At 41.0% G+C, this 17,955-nt stretch carries 14 protein-coding genes and 1 other annotated feature; of the genes, 6 read left to right on the forward strand and 8 right to left on the reverse strand.

Features of this window, described 5'->3' with window-relative positions:
• Positions 1-18: 18 nt before the first annotated feature.
• A complete protein-coding gene (gene tyrA, locus AAFM34_RS02765; RefSeq protein WP_341659743.1) occupies positions 19-1,146 on the forward strand; it encodes a bifunctional chorismate mutase/prephenate dehydrogenase in 1,128 nt (375 codons plus the stop codon).
• A 113-nt stretch (positions 1,147-1,259) separates the two neighbouring features.
• Here tyrA and AAFM34_RS02770 read toward each other — a convergent pair whose 3' ends face one another.
• A complete protein-coding gene (locus tag AAFM34_RS02770; RefSeq protein ID WP_341659746.1) occupies positions 1,260-1,631 on the reverse strand; it encodes a PilZ domain-containing protein in 372 nt (123 codons plus the stop codon).
• 163 nt (positions 1,632-1,794) lie between these two features.
• Positions 1,795-3,462 (reverse strand): energy-dependent translational throttle protein EttA, encoded by a 1,668-nt coding sequence (gene ettA / locus AAFM34_RS02775; RefSeq protein ID WP_341659748.1) that lies wholly within the window; start codon positions 3,460-3,462, stop codon positions 1,795-1,797.
• Between the two features lie 450 nt (positions 3,463-3,912).
• Between ettA and sltY the strand changes: the two genes are divergently transcribed.
• Both sltY and trpR read left to right on the forward strand, forming a co-directional pair.
• Entirely contained in the window at positions 3,913-5,868 is a 1,956-nt protein-coding gene (sltY, locus tag AAFM34_RS02780; protein WP_341659750.1) for a murein transglycosylase, read from the forward strand.
• A gap of 126 nt (positions 5,869-5,994) precedes the next feature.
• Positions 5,995-6,291: a trp operon repressor gene (gene trpR / locus AAFM34_RS02785; protein WP_341659752.1), complete on the forward strand. Its 297-nt coding sequence runs from the start codon at positions 5,995-5,997 to the stop codon at positions 6,289-6,291.
• 2 nt (positions 6,292-6,293) lie between these two features.
• On the opposite strand, the gene yjjX is transcribed toward trpR, so the two are convergent.
• The 6 genes from yjjX to AAFM34_RS02815 all read right to left on the reverse strand — a co-directional run bounded on the left by yjjX (position 6,294) and on the right by AAFM34_RS02815 (position 13,152).
• A complete protein-coding gene (gene yjjX, locus AAFM34_RS02790; protein WP_341659754.1) occupies positions 6,294-6,839 on the reverse strand; it encodes an inosine/xanthosine triphosphatase in 546 nt (181 codons plus the stop codon).
• The gene (locus AAFM34_RS02795; protein WP_341659756.1) at positions 6,805-9,150 is read right to left on the reverse strand and encodes an EAL domain-containing protein; all 2,346 of its coding nucleotides are present in this window, start codon (positions 9,148-9,150) and stop codon (positions 6,805-6,807) included. The genes yjjX and AAFM34_RS02795 overlap by 35 nt, the downstream gene beginning before the upstream one ends.
• The gene (locus AAFM34_RS02800; protein WP_341659758.1) at positions 9,134-10,180 is read right to left on the reverse strand and encodes a spermidine/putrescine ABC transporter substrate-binding protein; all 1,047 of its coding nucleotides are present in this window, start codon (positions 10,178-10,180) and stop codon (positions 9,134-9,136) included. The genes AAFM34_RS02795 and AAFM34_RS02800 overlap by 17 nt, the downstream gene beginning before the upstream one ends.
• Before the next feature lie 158 nt (positions 10,181-10,338).
• Positions 10,339-11,517: a prephenate dehydratase gene (gene pheA / locus AAFM34_RS02805; protein ID WP_341659760.1), complete on the reverse strand. Its 1,179-nt coding sequence runs from the start codon at positions 11,515-11,517 to the stop codon at positions 10,339-10,341.
• 12 nt (positions 11,518-11,529) lie between these two features.
• Positions 11,530-11,651: a sequence feature (Phe leader region), on the reverse strand.
• A gap of 125 nt (positions 11,652-11,776) precedes the next feature.
• Positions 11,777-12,106: a ribosome hibernation-promoting factor, HPF/YfiA family gene (gene hpf, locus AAFM34_RS02810; RefSeq protein WP_341659762.1), complete on the reverse strand. Its 330-nt coding sequence runs from the start codon at positions 12,104-12,106 to the stop codon at positions 11,777-11,779.
• Positions 12,107-12,426: 320 nt separating this feature from the next.
• Positions 12,427-13,152 carry an outer membrane protein assembly factor BamD gene (locus tag AAFM34_RS02815; protein WP_341659764.1) on the reverse strand — a complete coding sequence of 242 codons (726 nt, stop codon included), beginning with the start codon at positions 13,150-13,152 and terminating at the stop codon, positions 12,427-12,429.
• Between the two features lie 129 nt (positions 13,153-13,281).
• Here AAFM34_RS02815 and rluD point away from each other — a divergent pair, with 129 nt between their 5' ends.
• The 3 genes from rluD to clpB all read left to right on the forward strand — a co-directional run bounded on the left by rluD (position 13,282) and on the right by clpB (position 17,659).
• On the forward strand, positions 13,282-14,259 hold the full coding sequence (gene rluD / locus AAFM34_RS02820; protein WP_341659766.1) for a 23S rRNA pseudouridine(1911/1915/1917) synthase RluD: 978 nt from the start codon (positions 13,282-13,284) through the stop codon (positions 14,257-14,259).
• A gap of 1 nt (position 14,260) precedes the next feature.
• A complete protein-coding gene (pgeF, locus tag AAFM34_RS02825; protein ID WP_341659768.1) occupies positions 14,261-14,989 on the forward strand; it encodes a peptidoglycan editing factor PgeF in 729 nt (242 codons plus the stop codon).
• 96 nt (positions 14,990-15,085) lie between these two features.
• On the forward strand, positions 15,086-17,659 hold the full coding sequence (gene clpB, locus AAFM34_RS02830) for an ATP-dependent chaperone ClpB (RefSeq protein WP_341659770.1): 2,574 nt from the start codon (positions 15,086-15,088) through the stop codon (positions 17,657-17,659).
• Positions 17,660-17,955 lie beyond the last annotated feature (296 nt).

Here is a 17,955-nt window from a genome sequence, read left to right on the forward strand (position 1 = left end):
GATTAAGAAGGAATATTAATGGCCATTGAATTAAACGAACTGCGCGATCAAATCGATGCTGTAGATAAGAAAATTCTTGATTTGCTGGCACAACGCTTGTCTTTGGTAGAGAAGGTTGGTGAGGTAAAAAGTATTCATGGTTTACCTATATACGTTCCAGATCGTGAAGCGGCCATGTTAGCCTCACGTCGTGAAGAAGCCGAGAAAATAGGGGTTCCCCCTCAACTGATTGAAGATATTTTACGCCGCACTATGCGAGAATCTTATGCAAGTGAGAAAGATGCTGGTTTTAAGTGTTTGAAGCCAGAATTGGGAACTGTGGTTATTGTCGGTGGCCAAGGCAAGCTAGGACGATTGTTTGGTAAAATGTTTAAGTTATCCGGCTACCAAGTTGAAGTCATTGGTCGTGATGACTGGGACCAAGCTGATGGTATATTAGCGACAGCTGGCTTAGTGGTTGTCACTGTGCCGATTGATCTTACGCTTACCGTTATTAGTAAACTGAGTAATTTGCCCCAAAACTGTATTCTGTGTGATTTGACCTCAATCAAGGCTAAGCCATTGCAGGCTATGCTTGATATTCACCAAGGACCAGTTGTAGGACTGCACCCTATGTTCGGACCTGACGTTCCTAGTTTAGCCAAGCAAGTCATTGTCTATTGCAATGGTCGAGGTGAAGTGGAATATCAATGGTTACTTAAACAGTTTTCTATCTGGGGCGTGAGTTTGCGTGACATGGATGCATCTGAACACGATCACGGCATGACATTCATTCAAGCTTTACGTCACTTTACTTCATTTGCTTACGGTTTACATTTGAGTCGAGAGAACCCGAGTATTGATAAGCTTCTTGCACTCAGTTCGCCTATTTATCGACTTGAACTGGCAATGGTAGGGCGCTTATTTGGCCAAGATCCAAATCTGTATGCTGATATTATTTTTTCATCTGATGACAATATACAAATGATTAAACGCTTTCATTACTGCTTTGGTGAAGCAATCAAGACGCTTGAAAAACGCGATAAACAGGCGTTTGTATCTAGCTTTAATCAAGTCAGTGATTGGTTTGGTGATTATTCCCAGCACTTCATGTATGAGAGCCAAAACTTGCTAAAGCAGGCGAATGATTCTATCCACAGGGAGTAGTTTAGTCTACTATCGGTGAATGCTCCCTAGGTATATAATAGGGGGCTTCTAGTGTTGAATCAGGCTTTGATTCTGGACTATTGATCGTTCCTTGCAATCTTGTGTCCTCCCCGTTAGTGGTATTCTCCTAAATCGGTTAAATGCTCTATATCTCGATGGAGCAGTTCATCGTCTCCCACATTTAATTCGATTAACCTTTTAAGGTGACCAATACTTTCGATATCTATATGGTCGATACTTAGGCGTATTACATTGCTGTTGAGACCAACAATTTTTCCTACAAGCTCAAGAATGATATCAGTATCTTGGAGTGAAAACTCTACGTCTACCATGGTATTAAGGCTTAGCTCATCTGCATTGTCGGACGTGAGTAGTAATCCATGTAGGGATAGATCGCAAATAAAGCATTCTACTGCTTTATTGTTTTGCGATAAAACCGCTGGCGTTTGGTAAATAATACGCGAAAATTGTCGGCGTTCTATCATGGTTGTCTCTCTCTGTGGTGCCTAACATTTATGTTTTTAATCAGGAATAACTACCACTTAGTCTTTAAAATCAACAAGGTGAGATTATGACTTTGTTTCCAGTAACGTTGAAAAAATTAAGGCCGCTAAACTAAGCGGCCTTACTTCGAATGATAAGCGAATGTTACTTAGTGATACGCTTATATTTGATCCGATGAGGTTCCGCTGCATCTGGGCCTAACGTTTTCTTCAGCCATTCCATATATTCAGTATAGTTACCTTCGTAGAAGTTGACCTGACCTTCATCACGATAGTCAATAATGTGGGTTGCAATCCGATCTAAGAACCAGCGGTCGTGGGAGATAACCATAGCGCAGCCCGGGAATTCTAACAGCGCTTCTTCCAACGCTCTGAGCGTCTCAACGTCTAGGTCGTTGGTAGGTTCGTCAAGTAATAATACATTGCCGCCAGCTTTTAACAGTTTGGCTAGGTGAACTCGGTTACGTTCACCTCCTGACAGATCGCCAATAATTTTCTGTTGGTCACTGCCTTTGAAGTTGAAGCGAGAACAGTATGCGCGTGCAGGAATCTCGAAGTTGTTGATTTTGATAATGTCAGCACCTTCTGAGATTTCTTGAAACACGGATTTGGTATCATCCATGCTGTCACGGAACTGGTCTACCGAAGCGAGTTTGACGGTATCACCCATTTCAATGCTTCCTGAATCAGGCTGTTCTACGCCACTTAGCATCTTAAATAACGTTGACTTACCTGCGCCGTTAGCACCAATGATTCCTACGATTGCACCTTTGGGAATACTAAAGGATAAATCATCAATCAATACACGCCCATCAAATGACTTAGAGATATTTTTTGCATCGATAACTTTGTCACCTAGACGTTCACCAGGTGGAATGAACAATTCATTAGTTTCATTACGTTTTTGATGATCGTTGCTCTGAAGCTCTTCGAATCGTGCCATACGGGCTTTAGATTTAGCTTGACGTCCTTTGGGATTTTGACGCACCCATTCTAGTTCTTTTTCTATGGTCTTTTGTCTGGCTTTCTCTTGAGAAGCCTCTTGTTGTAAACGTGCGTCTTTTTGTTCTAACCAGGACGTGTAGTTACCTTGCCAAGGAATGCCTTCTCCTCTATCTAGCTCTAGGATCCAACCAGCGGCGTTGTCTAAGAAGTAACGGTCGTGGGTAATCGCAACTACAGTTCCTGTATAGTCGACTAAGAAGCGTTCAAGCCAAGCTACAGATTCTGCGTCAAGGTGGTTAGTTGGCTCATCAAGCAGTAACATATCAGGTTTTTCAAGCAATAGACGGCAAATTGCTACTCGACGCCTTTCTCCACCAGATAAGTGTTTAATTTGGGCATCCCAGTCGGGCAAACGTAATGCATCTGCAGCCCTTTCAAGAGCATTCTCTAGGTTATGTCCATCTTTTGTTTGTATTAATGCTTCAAGCTCGCCTTGCTCTTTTGCCAGAGCGTCAAAATCGGCATCAGGCTCTGCGTAGGCAGCGTAAACTTCATCTAATCTCTTCATTGCTCCTGCAACGTCAGATACTGCCTCTTCAACGATTTCTCGAACCGTTTTTGATTCATCAAGCACTGGCTCCTGAGGTAGGTAGCCGACGTTTAATCCAGGTTGTGGGCGAGCTTCTCCATCTATATCTGTATCAATTCCGGCCATGATACGCAGCAAAGTTGATTTACCCGCACCATTTAAACCTAGAACGCCGATTTTTGCTCCTGGAAAAAAACTGAGAGATATATCTTTGAGAATTTGACGTTTCGGTGGCACAACTTTGCTCACCCGAGACATGGTATATACGTATTCAGCCATTGCCGATTGTCCCTAGACTATGAATTTAAGTAGAAGGGTATTTTATACTAAGACGAGATGCTTTGTTACCTTCTAAGAGCTAGATTATAGTTCTGATTTTATTGTTAGTAATAATGGATATTTTATAGGGAAACTTCACATTGATATGATTTTATTAGTATTTTTATCTAGTAAATTGATGGTTCTGTTTAGAATGTGGGTATGTTGAGAGTAATTTGTAAACGCATCATCGTTGCTAATTTGAGAAAGAAGTCTATTGGTTACTTTTTGTGATGCAGATCTTGTTTTTATGACTATCCTTTAATCATAACCCCAAAAAAGAATCGTACTAGCCTAGTTTGGCCGATGTGAAAGTTAACCAACACGCTCTCTTCTAACGTGTTTTGGATTGTTGTATTAATCGAATATAACCGCGAACTAAACCTTAACTTCTCTTTGGGATGAGAACTTATGACGCTAACGTTTCCTAAGTCGCTGCATCGCATTCAGTCACTGTCTCTTGTGTTGGGGACAATGGTTTGCAGCGCAATGATAGCTTTACCTGTTTTGGCTGGAGACCTTCAGCAGCAGCGCACTATCTATGATAAAGCTCAGCGTTTGTTGGATGCCGGGAAGGTATCTCAGTATTTTAATATTCGTGAACAAATAGAGGACTATCCACTTACTCCCTATACAGATTATCGAGCATTTTTGATTAACATTGGAGATAGAACACCAGAAGAAGTCGATACCTTTATTGAAAACTACAAAACGGTTCCATTTTCTGGCCGGATACGGGCTCCTTATATCGATAGTCTTGCATATAAAAAACAGTGGAAAAAGCTGATTGCATTTCAAACGGCCGAACCTCGAGGTGAAAGTTATCAATGTCATTATTACTACGCTTTATATAAAACAGGACATATAGAAAAAGCCTTCGCAGGAGCTAAAAAACTATGGCTATCAGGAGAGAGTATTTCTGAAGCGTGTGATGATCTTTTTAGTGTTTGGGATAGATCTGGGAGGAGGACAGATCAAGACATCCTTGAACGAATGAAACTTGTATTCGAAACGAGCAATGGCTCTTTGATGAACTTTTTGAGAAAGCAACTCAAAACCAAGAAAGCGCGACAGCAAGCTAAGGAAATGAAAACCTTGTTCAATCACCCTGAACAAGTACTCGATTTTGCGTTTGATAAGCCAGATAATGATTGGTACCGAACCCTGACAGCAATGGCTATAAGAAAGCTTGCTCGTAAGAATAGTAAGAAAGCCTTTAGTGTTTTTGAGCAAGTGGTTTCTGCTAAAAAAATGTCGAAGGAACAAGTTCAACCATTAGCTGATTATCTAGCATTTCGATTAATCAATACAGACTCCCTACTACAGCGACATTGGCGTGATAAAAAAATAGCCACATCTTCGAACTATAAGCTAATAGAAAGACGTATACGTCTTGCAATACAAGACGCTGATTGGCAGGGAGTCATTAATTGGATCGATTTACTTCCTGAGAATAAGCAAGCAAGCTTGCGTTGGCAATATTGGCTAGGGCGAAGCGAACTGGCTCTAGGAAAACTTAAACAGGGTAGTCAACGTTTAGAGAAGATTGTTGGTCAGAGAAACTTTTACAGTGTTGCTGCGGCGAAAGAGATAAAACGCTCTATTAACTACCCAGTCTCTACTATTTCTTTTCAGCAAGCGGCAGTACAACCGTTTCGACCTGCTTTAACTAGAATTGAAGAGTTGATTGAGCGTGATAAAGTTGCAGTAGCCAAAAATGAATGGCAATGGTTACTCGACCGAGCTAACGATGAGCAGAAAGAGATGTTAGCAGCATACGCTGCCAACAAGCAGTGGTCCCACCTTTCAGTTAAAGCCAGTATTCAAGCAAAAATGTGGGATAATATTGAACTGCGTTTCCCTGTAGCTCATCAGTGGTGGTTCGACTTTTATGGAGAAAAACATAGTATTGATCCTATCACCTTGATGTCTTTAGCTAGGCAAGAAAGTGCACTTGATGCATTAGCTCGATCGCCTGTTGGTGCCAGAGGCATTATGCAAGTGATGCCGTCTACTGCTAAATATACGGCACGTAAATATCAATTAATGTATCGTAGTAGTAATGATTTGTATGAGGTCGGGAAAAATATTGAAATTGGCAGTCACTATCTAAAAGGTTTGCTAGAAAGATACGATAATAATCGAGTTTTTGCTCTTGCTGCGTATAATGCGGGACCACATCGAGTTAAAACGTGGCGAGAGCGTACTCAAGGTCGGCTTGATGCCTATGCATTTATAGAGGCTATTCCCTTCAAAGAAACACGTGGCTATGTCCAAAACATCTTGATGTTTGAAACATACTATCGTGACTTGCTAGGAGTAGATGGTGCATTTCTAAATCAACATGAGATTGAAACCAGGTATTAGTGCTTCGAAGTGAGAGAGTATCTCTAAACCACTAGCGCGATTTATATGTTTTCACCTTAACTAATATTTAATCAAAAGGTCAGTAGACCCAACTTGTCTAGAGCATTCTTTGGAACTATACAGTAAATGGCAACACAAACCGAATATCATGAGTGGCAACAAATTTTAGATCTGGTAAAAAGCAGTGCTAAATCTAATCAACACGAGATACTGCTCACTATGCTACTGACTGCGGATGAGAGAGAGGCGTTGATTGCGCGTGTAAATATTTGTTGTGAATTGCTTAAAGGGGAGCTTTCACAAAGGCAGATAAGTAACAAGTTGGGTGTGGGAGTGGCGACAATAACTCGAGGCTCCAATGAGCTAAAATCAAAGTCAGAAACAGAAAAAGCGCAGATTCTCTCACTCTTGAATATCGAATAGCCTTATTCGATATTCAAGCGTTTGTCGGGAAAGTATTCAGGGTTAGTGAATGGGACCAGCGCTAATATCAATGCTTGGTGATAGACACTACTACGAGTTAAAAGATCGTGAGTTAACAAACTGATAGCCCCGCCTTTTTGTTTAATATTTTCGGTGCCAAACACCTCATCCATCACGTCCCCGAGCTCGTTCGTATCAGTCAGTTTTTCTAATACTAATGGTGGTAGCATCAAACTGGCTGAACGAGACTCCCCTCTCTGTGTTGCTGACTCTATAACCATCCATGCAAAAGTAGTATTGCCTTCTATCCCTGCTTCTAGACCCACATAATAGTCTGCACTTGGTTGGGACTTTTTTGCATTTTGTACTCGGTTAATAGCGCCCATGCGAGTTTCTTTATTACACATAGGTTGATCTGCAACGCCACTTGGCACTTTAATTGCCAAAAACTCAAAACTCTGTGCGCCAAAGACAGTCTTAAAAGCACTTTCGACAGCTTTTTTTTTCGCAGGGTTAAGAGAAGTGATAACAACTTTCTGTGTTGACATCTTCACACCTATGTTCCGATTGATTAATAAGCTTTAGCTCTGATAGTGATAGAGGAGGAGATAGAAAATAACCCTGCATATAATCACAATGATTATCCGCCAGCCAGTTTAACATAGATACAGATTCTATTCCTTCTGCTGTCACTATCATGGACTGAGAGTGACAGAGCTCTACCAATGGCTTAATGACTTTCTGATTTTTAGTTTTGATCAATGTGGTAAGAAATTCTCTGTCGAGTTTGATTTTTTGTACTGGATACTCCACTAGTTGAGTGATAGAGGTATAACCTGAACCAAAATCATCAATAGCAAGCTTAAAGCCCATCAAAGACAGTTCGTGTAAAAGAGGGTAGCTTTGTGAGTCAGTAGCAAAGGTTTCCGTAATTTCGAAATCAACTAAACTTGGCTCCACATGAAATTTTTGAGCTGCATTTTGTATGTCTCTGGCCAATAGCTGGGAGTCCAATTCTGCAGAGGATAAGTTGATTGATAGTTGAAGAGGGTACTCAAAGCACTTTTGTAATGCCGTGAAGTCCTTGAAGGCCTGATGAATAACCCAGCGATCAATTTTGCCAAATAGGCCAGTTTTTTCCGAGATCGGTATAAACTCTGCCGGATTGACTTTGCCCATATTAGGTGAAAACCAACGCAGTAACGCCTCAACACCAACAATTTTTTTACCGGAACGGTCAAAGTAGGGTTGATACATCAATGAAAATTCATCATCGAACTCACCGTTTCTAAGCGCTTGCTCTATTTGATTTCTGCGTCGCACAACCTCATCTAGCTCTTGTGAATATCGAGCTATTTGATTTTTTCCTGCCCGTTTTGCTTGATACATAGCTGTATCTGCATTGGAAAGTAGTTTTTCCAGATCTTGGCCATCTTTAGGGTAGGTTGCGATACCTATACTGGCAGTGATAGGAAAATTGCCTAAAGGAGAGCCTTGAGAGTTTTGTATTGGCTCTAGTATATCCTCGGCGAGTTGGTATGAGTAATCATCCTGCGTTGAAGAGGAGATAAAAATAGCAAATTCATCACCGGATAATCTCGATGCTAGACATTTTGTGCCTTGTTTTTGCTCATAGGTGTGGCTTACTTTACGAATGTGCTCTGCGAAATTGATTAGGAGAGAATCACCTACATGATGACCATATTTGTCATTAACGTATTTAAAATTGTCTAAATCAATATACAAAATCCAAGCCTGACTACATAGAATATCATCTCTTATGGTTTGATTTACACATATTCGAAATTGATACCGGTTTGCGAGTTGGGTTAAGTGGTCATTTTCAGCCATCGCCTTGGTTTTTTGATAGATCGAACTGAGCTCTTTATACATGTCGTAGAATCTAGCTGATAGTCTTCCAATCTCATCACTAGTGTTAAGGCGCTGAATATTACAGCTTTGGCGCTGCTCTACTTGCTGTAGCTGTTTATCTAGAAAAGTAATCGGACTGATCACCCGATTATGTAGCAGAAAGAGTAGAATAAAAATTGTGACAACAGTAGAAGCACCAAAAAAGAGTACTAACCTTTGTTTAATTGTATAAAGTTGCTCTGTGAGTAAATATTGAGCAGGATCTAAAACGGCATAAATACCTGACAACAGCTCAACCGATTGTGTTAAACCTGATTTAACAATAGGGTAATCACTGAAAAAGATACTGCTATCATTGTCAAACTCGATAATATGTTTGAGCTGATCGAACTTATCTAACGACAAATAGACGACAACAAAAAAGAAGTGGTCTTTATTATAACTGAGTGGAGACATCAAGGTGTCTATATCGAGAACATCGTAGCGGATGAGGACACTCTGGCCCTGATGATTCTGGGTAAATCCGATAAAGGAATCATTTCCAGTCAACCGATAATTAGCTTCGACGAAATTATGCACCTTTTTATCGAGCGTTGAAAACGGGTCGAGTTGGTTATCGGCATAAAACAAGGGACTGCGAGTATGATCGAGGATCGCTACTGCCACATCGCTGTTTTTATTCACTTGGAGGCTAGAGAGCGTAGTGTGCAGCGTATCGATGAGTTCCATCTCGCGATATGGGTTATCTTCCTTGATGAAATAATGGCGTATGATATCGCTTTTCGTTAGAGTCAGAGAGTAACTGTTTAATATAGCTACAGACTGACGAAAATGCCCAGCCAACTTTTCCATCGTTAATTGAAGATAACTATTTTCGCGTTTTACTAACGCATCTTTTTGATTGTTATATATACCGTAGCTAGAAAATGCAGCACTGATTAGAATGACTGGCGATACTAGCAACAGTACTCTAGTACTGAGTTTCATGACGTTTTAGAATGCGATTGAGTATTTTAGTTCGTAAGCTTATGTTTTCAGGAGACAGTGCGACATCAACTCGACCCTGATCTATTCTTTGTTGTGCTGGAAACAATGATGCATCATTTTTATACCAATCAGGCATTTGTTTTAATGCGGTAAGGTTTGGAGTTGAAGCTTTGATAAATATTGCATTTTTTGCAGCTACATCGGGATCCATAATGTATTCTAGAAAGGCTTGTGCCCCTTCAGGGTTAGATGAACGTTTATTGATCGCTAGGCAATCAATCCAGATGAAGATTTCACCATCCGGAATAGTAAACGCCCATTTATCACCGACAAAATAGCGATTGAGAGAGTATTGATCTCCACTGTAGGCTAAAGCCATGGCAAGATTATCATTGGTGTATTGTGGCCCCCTTACATAACTCAATATATACTCGTATGTTAGTATTTTAGTGTTGAAGGCTTGTATTTTAGGGTAAGCCGCTTCTATAAGTATTGGATTATCTTCATCTGGGGTCAGGCCCAAGCTATAAAATACTGGGAGAAAGCTTTCAATGCTGTCATTGATCATTCCGATACGTCCTTCCAGTACTTTAGGAGGAGAAATAAACTCGCCCCATGTAGCTGGTGGCGCTGGGACTATATCTTTTCTATATGCTATTCCTACTGTTCCCCAAAAATAGGGGATTGCATAGTCACCACAAGCTTGTAGCCACTTTTTTCCATTATGTTCGCGGTTTTTGAGGTTACTGAGATCCTTAAATAAACCTAAGCGCCCGTATATTTGGGCAGAGACATTATCTAAAATCATTACATCAAAGGGCAATTGCTGACTTTTCATCATCAACAAACTGCGCTCATCATCATTATCAAAATGTGTGGCTTCGAGAGGTATGCCTGTTGATGATTCCCAATCCTCAACGACGTACGGTGAGATCGTATCTTCCCACATGTAAATATTTATTGGTGTTTTAGTTTGTGCTGAAAAGCTTTGCGTGGTGAACGCAAGCAAAAGGAGAAATAGCGATCTCATGTCAAACGTGAAGCTCCATATGCTCCGATAAATTCGCTCAAAATGACATGCCTGAAATGACTGACACTACATTTATATGCAACTGATGTAACTATATTAAATATTTTTCTGATCAGTGTCAGTCATATGAGATTATTTATTTGATCTATATTCCTTTTTTATTCATTTCTTATTTTTGTGGGTGACACATTTTCGCTCGGATAGCATCCCAAAACTTTTAGGTGCTTAGTTAGTTTTGTGAGTTCTTGAAGTGCTTTCTGCATTTGTTTAGATTCAAGGTGAGATTCTAAGTCTACGTAAAACATTTCTTCCCATGGGTTCCCCATAATAGGTCGAGATTCAAGTTTGCTCATATTAATTGAATATTTTTGCAAAACTAATAAGGTTGCAACCAAGGATCCTGCTTCTTGAGAAGTCGACATTATTAGAGTTGTTTTTGCTGGTATTTGACTGGATACTTCCACAGGTTTTCTTGCAACAATGATAAAGCGAGTGTGATTTTCGGTTTGGTTAGCAATATTTGTCTGTATAGGTTGTAAGCCATAAAGCTTACCGCTTGCTGCATGGCCAATGGCTGCTACATCGCTTTGATTTATTTCTTTTACTTTTTTCATGGCATCAGCAGTACTTGTGCATGATTTAAGTGTGATATTTTTAAATCGACTCAGAAATTCACTGCATTGCTGGTGTGGTTGAGGATGTGAGTAAAGTGTTTTGATATCTTCTATTCGCACGTCCGATGTGGCAACTAAGCAGTGATCTATTGGCAAAATAATTTCTCCAATAATGTGCAAAGTCGTATGTTGAAGTAAATCATATACCTCATTAATTGAACCTGAGCTGGTGTTCTCAATCGGGAGAACGCCATAGTCCGCATGGCCAGATTCAACCGTTTGAGCAACTTCTTTAAAATGCTGGCAGTTGAGTTCTATTAACTCGGTATTTTTTCGGCTGAAATATTCAAGGCTAGCAAGGTGAGAATATGACCCTTTTGCTCCTAGAAATGCGACCCTAGCTAACGGTTTGCGACTGAGCTCTGGGTTAGCGAGGTTTTGTAGGTAAGATTGCTGAAGTAAAACCGAATCTTCAATAATAGTATGGAATAGTTTTGTTATATATTGAGCGTCCAGCTTATATTTATCACGTCCTGCATTAATTAGTTTTACCAAAAGTTGCTGCTCGCGATCAGCGTCACGTACAGGTTTAGATGTCTGAACCTTGCTTTTGGCTACCTCAATACTCATTTGCCTTCTTTCCGATAAGAGCTTTAACAGTTCGTCGTCTAACTCATTTAAACGTGAGCGAATATCATCGAGTGAGTATTTTTGTTCAGTCATCTTGTTGTCCTCATAAAAAAAGCCTCCCAATTGGGAGGCTTCCTGTTCGTTTCTGACTTATCTTTCGAAAACGAGAGTGCCTCCAGATCTATTGGAGAAAAAATAAGTCAAAAAAGAACAGGCAGTTTAGAATCATATTTATCAATATAGTTGTGATGGCGCTAACACAATAAGCAAGCAGTTAATCAGCGTCAAGCAAAAAAATAGCGCACGAGGCGCTATTTTTTAAGTGGTTATTAAAAACTGACTCTGACAAAGGTTATTCAGCTTCGATTTCTTCGGGCTCGAGCTTCTCAGCACGCCGAGCTTCTGGCTTATGACGCAGCTTGTTTAGTTGTCGCTCGAGCTTTTGTTCTACTTCATTAACAGCAGCATAAAGATCGGTATGTACAGCTGAAGCAACCAACTTACCTTTAGGTACTGTAATTACCGCCTCAAATTTCATCTGTTTATTTGGCTCTTCACTAAAGCAGGCTTGGCAGCTGATAATATCGACTTGCCACTTTTCTAACTTCTTAAATTTACTCTCTATATGAGTTCGGATAGCAGAGGTGATGTTAATGTTTTTACCAGTGATGTTTACTTTCATAGATATTCTTCCTCTGTAGCACCCTTAGTGGATTAACTTCAGATTACCTATCTAAAATCAAAATAATGTGATCTTGATCGATATTTTGGTTGTATTTCGAGATAGGAAATTCAAACGTGATCGATATCTAGAATTGAATCTTTGGATGAAAGAAAAGGCTTGTGAAGATATGAGGAGTTGCTAGATTGTTAGTGTAACAAACTAAAAAGCTTACACTTTTTAGTGCACCCCTCGGCTGAAAAATATATACAGGTGTTAATGACGGACTTGTAGAATATGTTTAGCTTTTCACTCTTAACCATATATCCTACAAGTTCAATCTATAGCGTGTTCAAGTCAATCAATTGCTGAGTGTGTTTTACAGCATCTTCTAGGCCTAATTCTTGGTATGCTTCTAACTGAATCTTAAGGGACTTTAGGGCAGCTTCAGTATCAGGATAGGTTTTCTGTAACTCTTGTGCTCGATTGATTGCAGCTATCCAAGCTTCGCGGCGAAGATAAAAATCTGCAGTTGCGAGATCGTAATCAGCAAGACGATTTTTTAGTGAAATCATACGCTTTTGAGCGTCTTCTGCATATGGGCTGTTTGGGTAACGCTCGAGTAATTTTTTAAAGTCAGCAAAAGCCTTTTTCACTGGTTCTGGATCTCGGTCACTGCGATCTACATTGAACAAGTCATGCATAAAATTACGATCTTGTGCCATGTGAGTAAGGCCACGCATATACAACACCCAATCAAGCTTTTCATGCGTTGGATTTAAGCGGGAAAATCGCTCTATGGTTGCTAATCCCAGAGCCAAGTCATCATTCTTGTAGTAGGCATATATAAGGTCTAATTGGACTTGCTCTGAATAAGCGCCAAATGGATATCGAGAATCTAAAGCTTCCAACTTATCGATTGCCGATAACCAGTTTCCACTTTGCAAAGATACTTGAGCTTCAGAATATAATTCGGAAGGTGGGATATCTGGAACAATCTCATCGCTGCTAGAGCAGCCGACTAATACAGATAATGCTAATAAGCCAGATAAAGTATGCTTTTTCATGTCAGGATTCGATTCCTTGAGATAAATATTTTCTTGCTTCCGTTACTTTCTGGTCGGGAGCAGATACAATGGAGCAATATTCTTCCACACTAGTGGCAATTAGTCCCACAGTTTTTGAAAAAGTTCGATATGGCTCAGCAGATTGAATTAAGTAACACAGTAAAAGATAGTCAATTGGGTCAGCGTCTTGACCAGGCAATCGCAGAATTATTCGCCGACTTTTCTCGTTCTCGTCTTAAGGAATGGTTATTAGATGGCAAAGTTCAGGTTAATGGAGAAGTTGTCACTAAGCCTCGTACCAAAGTTATGGGTGGTGAAATTATAATCGTTCAAGCCGAATTAGAGGATGAAGAGCGTTGGGAAGCTCAAGATATTGCGCTGGACATCGTTTACGAAGATGACGACATTATCGTTATTAATAAACCGAGAGACTTTGTCGTTCATCCGGGAGCGGGTACGCCAGATGGAACAGTATTGAATGCTTTGCTATATCATTACCCTGATATTGCCGAAGTCCCTCGTGCTGGAATTGTCCATCGTCTCGACAAAGATACAACAGGCTTAATGGTTGTTGCCAAAACAGTGCCAGCACAAACGCGCTTAGTTCGAGCGCTACAAAAACGCAATATTACTCGGGAATATGAAGCGATTGCGATTGGTCGTATGACAGCGGGTGGGCGAGTTGAACAGCCTATCGGTCGTCATTCTACAAAACGCACATTGATGGCGGTTAGTCCTATGGGCAAGCCTGCAGTAACGCATTATCGTGTTGCTGAACATTTTCGAGAGCATACGCGTATTCGTTTAAGGTTAGAAACTGGCCGAACTCACCAGATTCGTGTTCATATGGCTTATCTTCAGCATCCACTGCTTGGTGACTCTGCCTATGGCGGACGGGCAAGAATTCCTGCTGGAGCTTCGGATAAATTGGCGAACATGATACGACAATTTGATCGTCAGGCCCTACATGCTGTGATGCTTAAGTTTGAACATCCTATCTCGGGAGAGGAATTAGAATTTCATGCCCCTGTACCTGAAGATATGGTGTCGATGACAGAAGCTTTGCGCCAAGACGTTGATGAACACGGCATTGAGGAAGACATGTAAGGTGGAGATGATTATTCCCAACTGGCCAGTGCCTGCAAATGTTAAAGCTTTTTCTTCGACCCGTAAGCAGGGTTTTTCGAATGGCAAATACCAAGGGTTAAACCTTGGTAGTCATGTTGGGGATGATATCACTCATGTTGAAAGTAATCGCTCTTGGTTAGCTCAACAATCGTCGATGCCTACTGCACCGATTTGGTTAAATCAGACACACTCAACCACAGTGTTGGAAGTCTCCAAGCCAACTCAGGAAATACTCAATGCTGATGGTCTATATACTAAGCATGCGGGTGTAGTTTGCTCTGCAATGACAGCTGATTGCCTTCCTGTATTACTATCAAACAGTTCCGGCACTGAAGTGGCGGCTGTGCATGCGGGATGGCGCGGTTTAGCCAATGGGATTGTTGAAAATGCGGTTGCAAAATTTGACAGCCAAGTAATGGCTTGGATAGGCCCTGCGATTAGCGTGTCAGCATTTGAAGTAGGAGAGGATGTAGTCGAAGCTTTTGTTGCAAAAACTCCCTCTGCCAGTGAGGCATTTTATCCGACGAAATCACCATTGAAATGGTTAGCTGATATGAACATACTCATCACTCAAAGATTGAATAGCCTAGGCATTAGCGATGTTTATTACAGCGGCATGTGCACCTATTCTGATCCCGAGCGTTTTTTTTCCTATCGTCGAGACGGTATAACAGGCCGACAAGCTACTTTTATCTGGTTGGATAAATAATACTTTTCAATACACTCCCCTTGAAAGTCGCTGCTTTCGCATCCATCTATCATACTGACTAAAAGAGTTTTCTTCGTTAAGGTTAGGAAGGTAGATATGCGTCTTGATAGGTTCACTAGCAAATTTCAAATCGCGATATCTGACGCACAATCACTGGCGTTAGGACGTGATCACCAATACATTGAGCCCGTTCATCTTATGGTCGCTTTAATGGACCAAAACGGTAGCCCTATTCGTCCATTGCTTACTACGCTCGATATCGATGTTACTCACCTGAGATCTAAATTAAGTGAAATCCTTGATCGTTTGCCTAAAGTGAGTGGGATTGGTGGCGATGTACAACTATCAAGTTCGATGGGAACCTTGTTTAACCTTTGTGATAAGGTCGCACAGAAGCGCAAAGATGCTTACATTTCGTCGGAAATCTTCCTCCTCGCGGCAATAGAAGATAAGGGGCCTTTGGGTGGATTACTTAAAGAGCTGGGCCTTACTGAAGCAAAACTTAGTGCTGCAATTGATAAAATTCGTGGCGGTCAAACGGTTAATGACCCGAATGCAGAAGAACTTCGTCAAGCTCTAGAAAAATTTACTATTGATCTAACAGAGCGAGCTGAACAGGGAAAATTAGATCCTGTTATTGGTCGTGATGATGAAATCCGTCGTACCATCCAAGTCTTGCAAAGGCGTACTAAGAATAATCCCGTCATTATAGGTGAACCCGGAGTTGGCAAAACGGCAATTGTAGAAGGTTTGGCGCAGCGCATTATAAATAATGAAGTCCCTGAAGGATTGCGAAATAAACGAGTTCTCTCTCTTGATATGGGGGCTCTGGTAGCCGGTGCTAAATATCGAGGAGAATTTGAAGAACGCCTCAAATCTGTGCTTAATGAACTATCTAAAGAAGAGGGCAGCATCATCCTCTTTATCGATGAGATTCATACTATGGTAGGCGCAGGCAAAGGTGAAGGCTCTATGGATGCGGGCAATATGCTCAAACCCGCTTTAGCGAGAGGTGAGCTTCATTGTGTTGGTGCCACAACGCTAGATGAATATCGTCAGTATATAGAAAAAGACCCAGCACTGGAGCGCCGTTTCCAAAAAGTATTAGTTGATGAGCCTTCCGTAGAAGACACGGTGGCAATACTGCGCGGCCTTAAAGAGCGTTATGAGCTTCATCATCATGTTGAGATAACAGACCCAGCGATTGTTGCCGCAGCGAGTTTATCCCATAGATACATATCGGATCGCCAGTTACCAGATAAAGCAATAGATTTAATTGATGAAGCGGCATCCAGTATCAGAATGCAAATAGACTCCAAACCAGAATCATTGGATAAACTTGAGCGAAAAATTGTCCAGCTAAAGATTGAGCAGCAAGCACTAACCAACGAACATGATGAAGCGAGCGAAAAGCGTCTCTTCAACCTTAATGAAGAGTTGCAAGACAAAGAACGTGCATTTGCTGAACTTGAAGAAGTTTGGAACGCAGAGAAAGCGGCGCTGTCAGGTACACAACACATAAAAAGTGAACTAGAACAAGCTCGACTGGATATGGACTTTGCGCGCCGAGCTGGTGATCTGAATCGAATGTCAGAGCTTCAATATGGGCGCATTCCTGAACTAGAGAAGCAGCTAGATCTTGCAACTCAGGCTGAGATGCAGGAAATGACTCTGCTGCGCAATAAAGTTACGGATAATGAAATTGCTGAAGTGCTATCTAAGCAGACAGGTATTCCTGTATCTAAGATGCTCGAGGCGGAAAAAGAAAAGCTACTCAGGATGGAAAAAGTTCTCCACACTCGTGTTATTGGTCAAACAGAAGCGGTTGAAGTGGTATCGAATGCGATTCGTCGTAGCCGTGCGGGGTTAGCTGATCCCAACAAACCCATCGGCTCATTTCTATTCCTTGGCCCAACAGGTGTGGGTAAAACAGAACTTTGTAAAACTTTAGCTAACTTCTTATTTGATAGTGAAGACGCTATGGTTCGTATCGACATGTCAGAGTTTATGGAGAAACACTCTGTTGCTAGGCTCGTAGGCGCTCCTCCTGGTTATGTGGGATATGAGGAAGGTGGCTATATTACTGAAGCCGTGAGAAGAAAGCCTTACTCAGTTATTTTGCTAGATGAGGTTGAGAAAGCTCATCCAGACGTATTTAATATATTGCTTCAGGTTTTAGATGATGGTCGATTGACTGATGGCCAAGGCAGAACTGTTGATTTTCGTAATACTGTTGTGATTATGACGTCCAACCTAGGCTCGGCAAGAATCCAAGAGAACTCTGGTTCATTGGACTATCAAGGGATGAAGGAACAAGTAATGGAAGTGGTTAACAAGCACTTTCGCCCTGAGTTTCTTAACCGAGTCGATGAGAGTGTGGTGTTTCATCCTCTTGCACAAGAACATATCAAATCTATTGCTTCAATTCAGCTGGATAGACTCTCCAAGCGAATGGAAGACGGTGGATATAAATTGCAAGTGACAGATAAAGCGCTAGAACTAATTGCTCAAGTTGGGTTCGATCCCGTATTTGGTGCTCGGCCATTAAAGAGAGCCATTCAACAAAGTGTTGAGAATCCGCTTGCTAAGGCAATCCTTGCCGGTAAGGTGATACCAGATAAACCGATTAAATTGTCAGTGAATAAAGACCAGATAGTGGCTCAGCAATAACTTTGTACCAAATAGTAGAGTATTCACTTGCTCTACTATTGTGAGTATTTTGTATTTTTAGAGTGAATTGTGAGCGAATGACATAGTAAATGAAGTTTTTTGAACTTTTACTCTTGTGCTCTTAGAATTCTTCTCTATAATCCGCTCTTGTTGTCAGGGCAAAAGTTCTGATAGTTATCGGTCAGTTAGGTTTAATCAAGCTAACCTAACGAAAGATAAAGAAAAGTGATTGACACTCAATTTTATCTCGCTAGAATGGCCGTCCGTTTTGAGTTTTACTCATAACACTGCTCTTT

The sequence above is a fragment of the Vibrio sp. genome, assembly GCF_038138445.1.
Lineage (GTDB): Bacteria > Pseudomonadota > Gammaproteobacteria > Enterobacterales > Vibrionaceae > Vibrio.

What these genes read in the sequence shown, in the direction of transcription:
- trpR (WP_341659752.1), top strand. Translation starts at nt 5,995, where the DNA reads ATGGCAACACAAACCGAATATCATGAGTGGCAACAAATTTTAGATCTG.
- sltY (WP_341659750.1), top strand. Translation starts at nt 3,913, where the DNA reads ATGACGCTAACGTTTCCTAAGTCGCTGCATCGCATTCAGTCACTGTCT.
- tyrA (WP_341659743.1), top strand. Translation starts at nt 19, where the DNA reads ATGGCCATTGAATTAAACGAACTGCGCGATCAAATCGATGCTGTAGAT.
- AAFM34_RS02770 (WP_341659746.1), bottom strand. Translation starts at nt 1,631, where the DNA reads ATGATAGAACGCCGACAATTTTCGCGTATTATTTACCAAACGCCAGCG.
- AAFM34_RS02815 (WP_341659764.1), bottom strand. Translation starts at nt 13,152, where the DNA reads ATGAAAAAGCATACTTTATCTGGCTTATTAGCATTATCTGTATTAGTC.
- clpB (WP_341659770.1), top strand. Translation starts at nt 15,086, where the DNA reads ATGCGTCTTGATAGGTTCACTAGCAAATTTCAAATCGCGATATCTGAC.
- hpf (WP_341659762.1), bottom strand. Translation starts at nt 12,106, where the DNA reads ATGAAAGTAAACATCACTGGTAAAAACATTAACATCACCTCTGCTATC.
- AAFM34_RS02800 (WP_341659758.1), bottom strand. Translation starts at nt 10,180, where the DNA reads ATGAGATCGCTATTTCTCCTTTTGCTTGCGTTCACCACGCAAAGCTTT.
- rluD (WP_341659766.1), top strand. Translation starts at nt 13,282, where the DNA reads ATGGCTCAGCAGATTGAATTAAGTAACACAGTAAAAGATAGTCAATTG.
- AAFM34_RS02795 (WP_341659756.1), bottom strand. Translation starts at nt 9,150, where the DNA reads ATGAAACTCAGTACTAGAGTACTGTTGCTAGTATCGCCAGTCATTCTA.
- ettA (WP_341659748.1), bottom strand. Translation starts at nt 3,462, where the DNA reads ATGGCTGAATACGTATATACCATGTCTCGGGTGAGCAAAGTTGTGCCA.
- pheA (WP_341659760.1), bottom strand. Translation starts at nt 11,517, where the DNA reads ATGACTGAACAAAAATACTCACTCGATGATATTCGCTCACGTTTAAAT.
- yjjX (WP_341659754.1), bottom strand. Translation starts at nt 6,839, where the DNA reads ATGTCAACACAGAAAGTTGTTATCACTTCTCTTAACCCTGCGAAAAAA.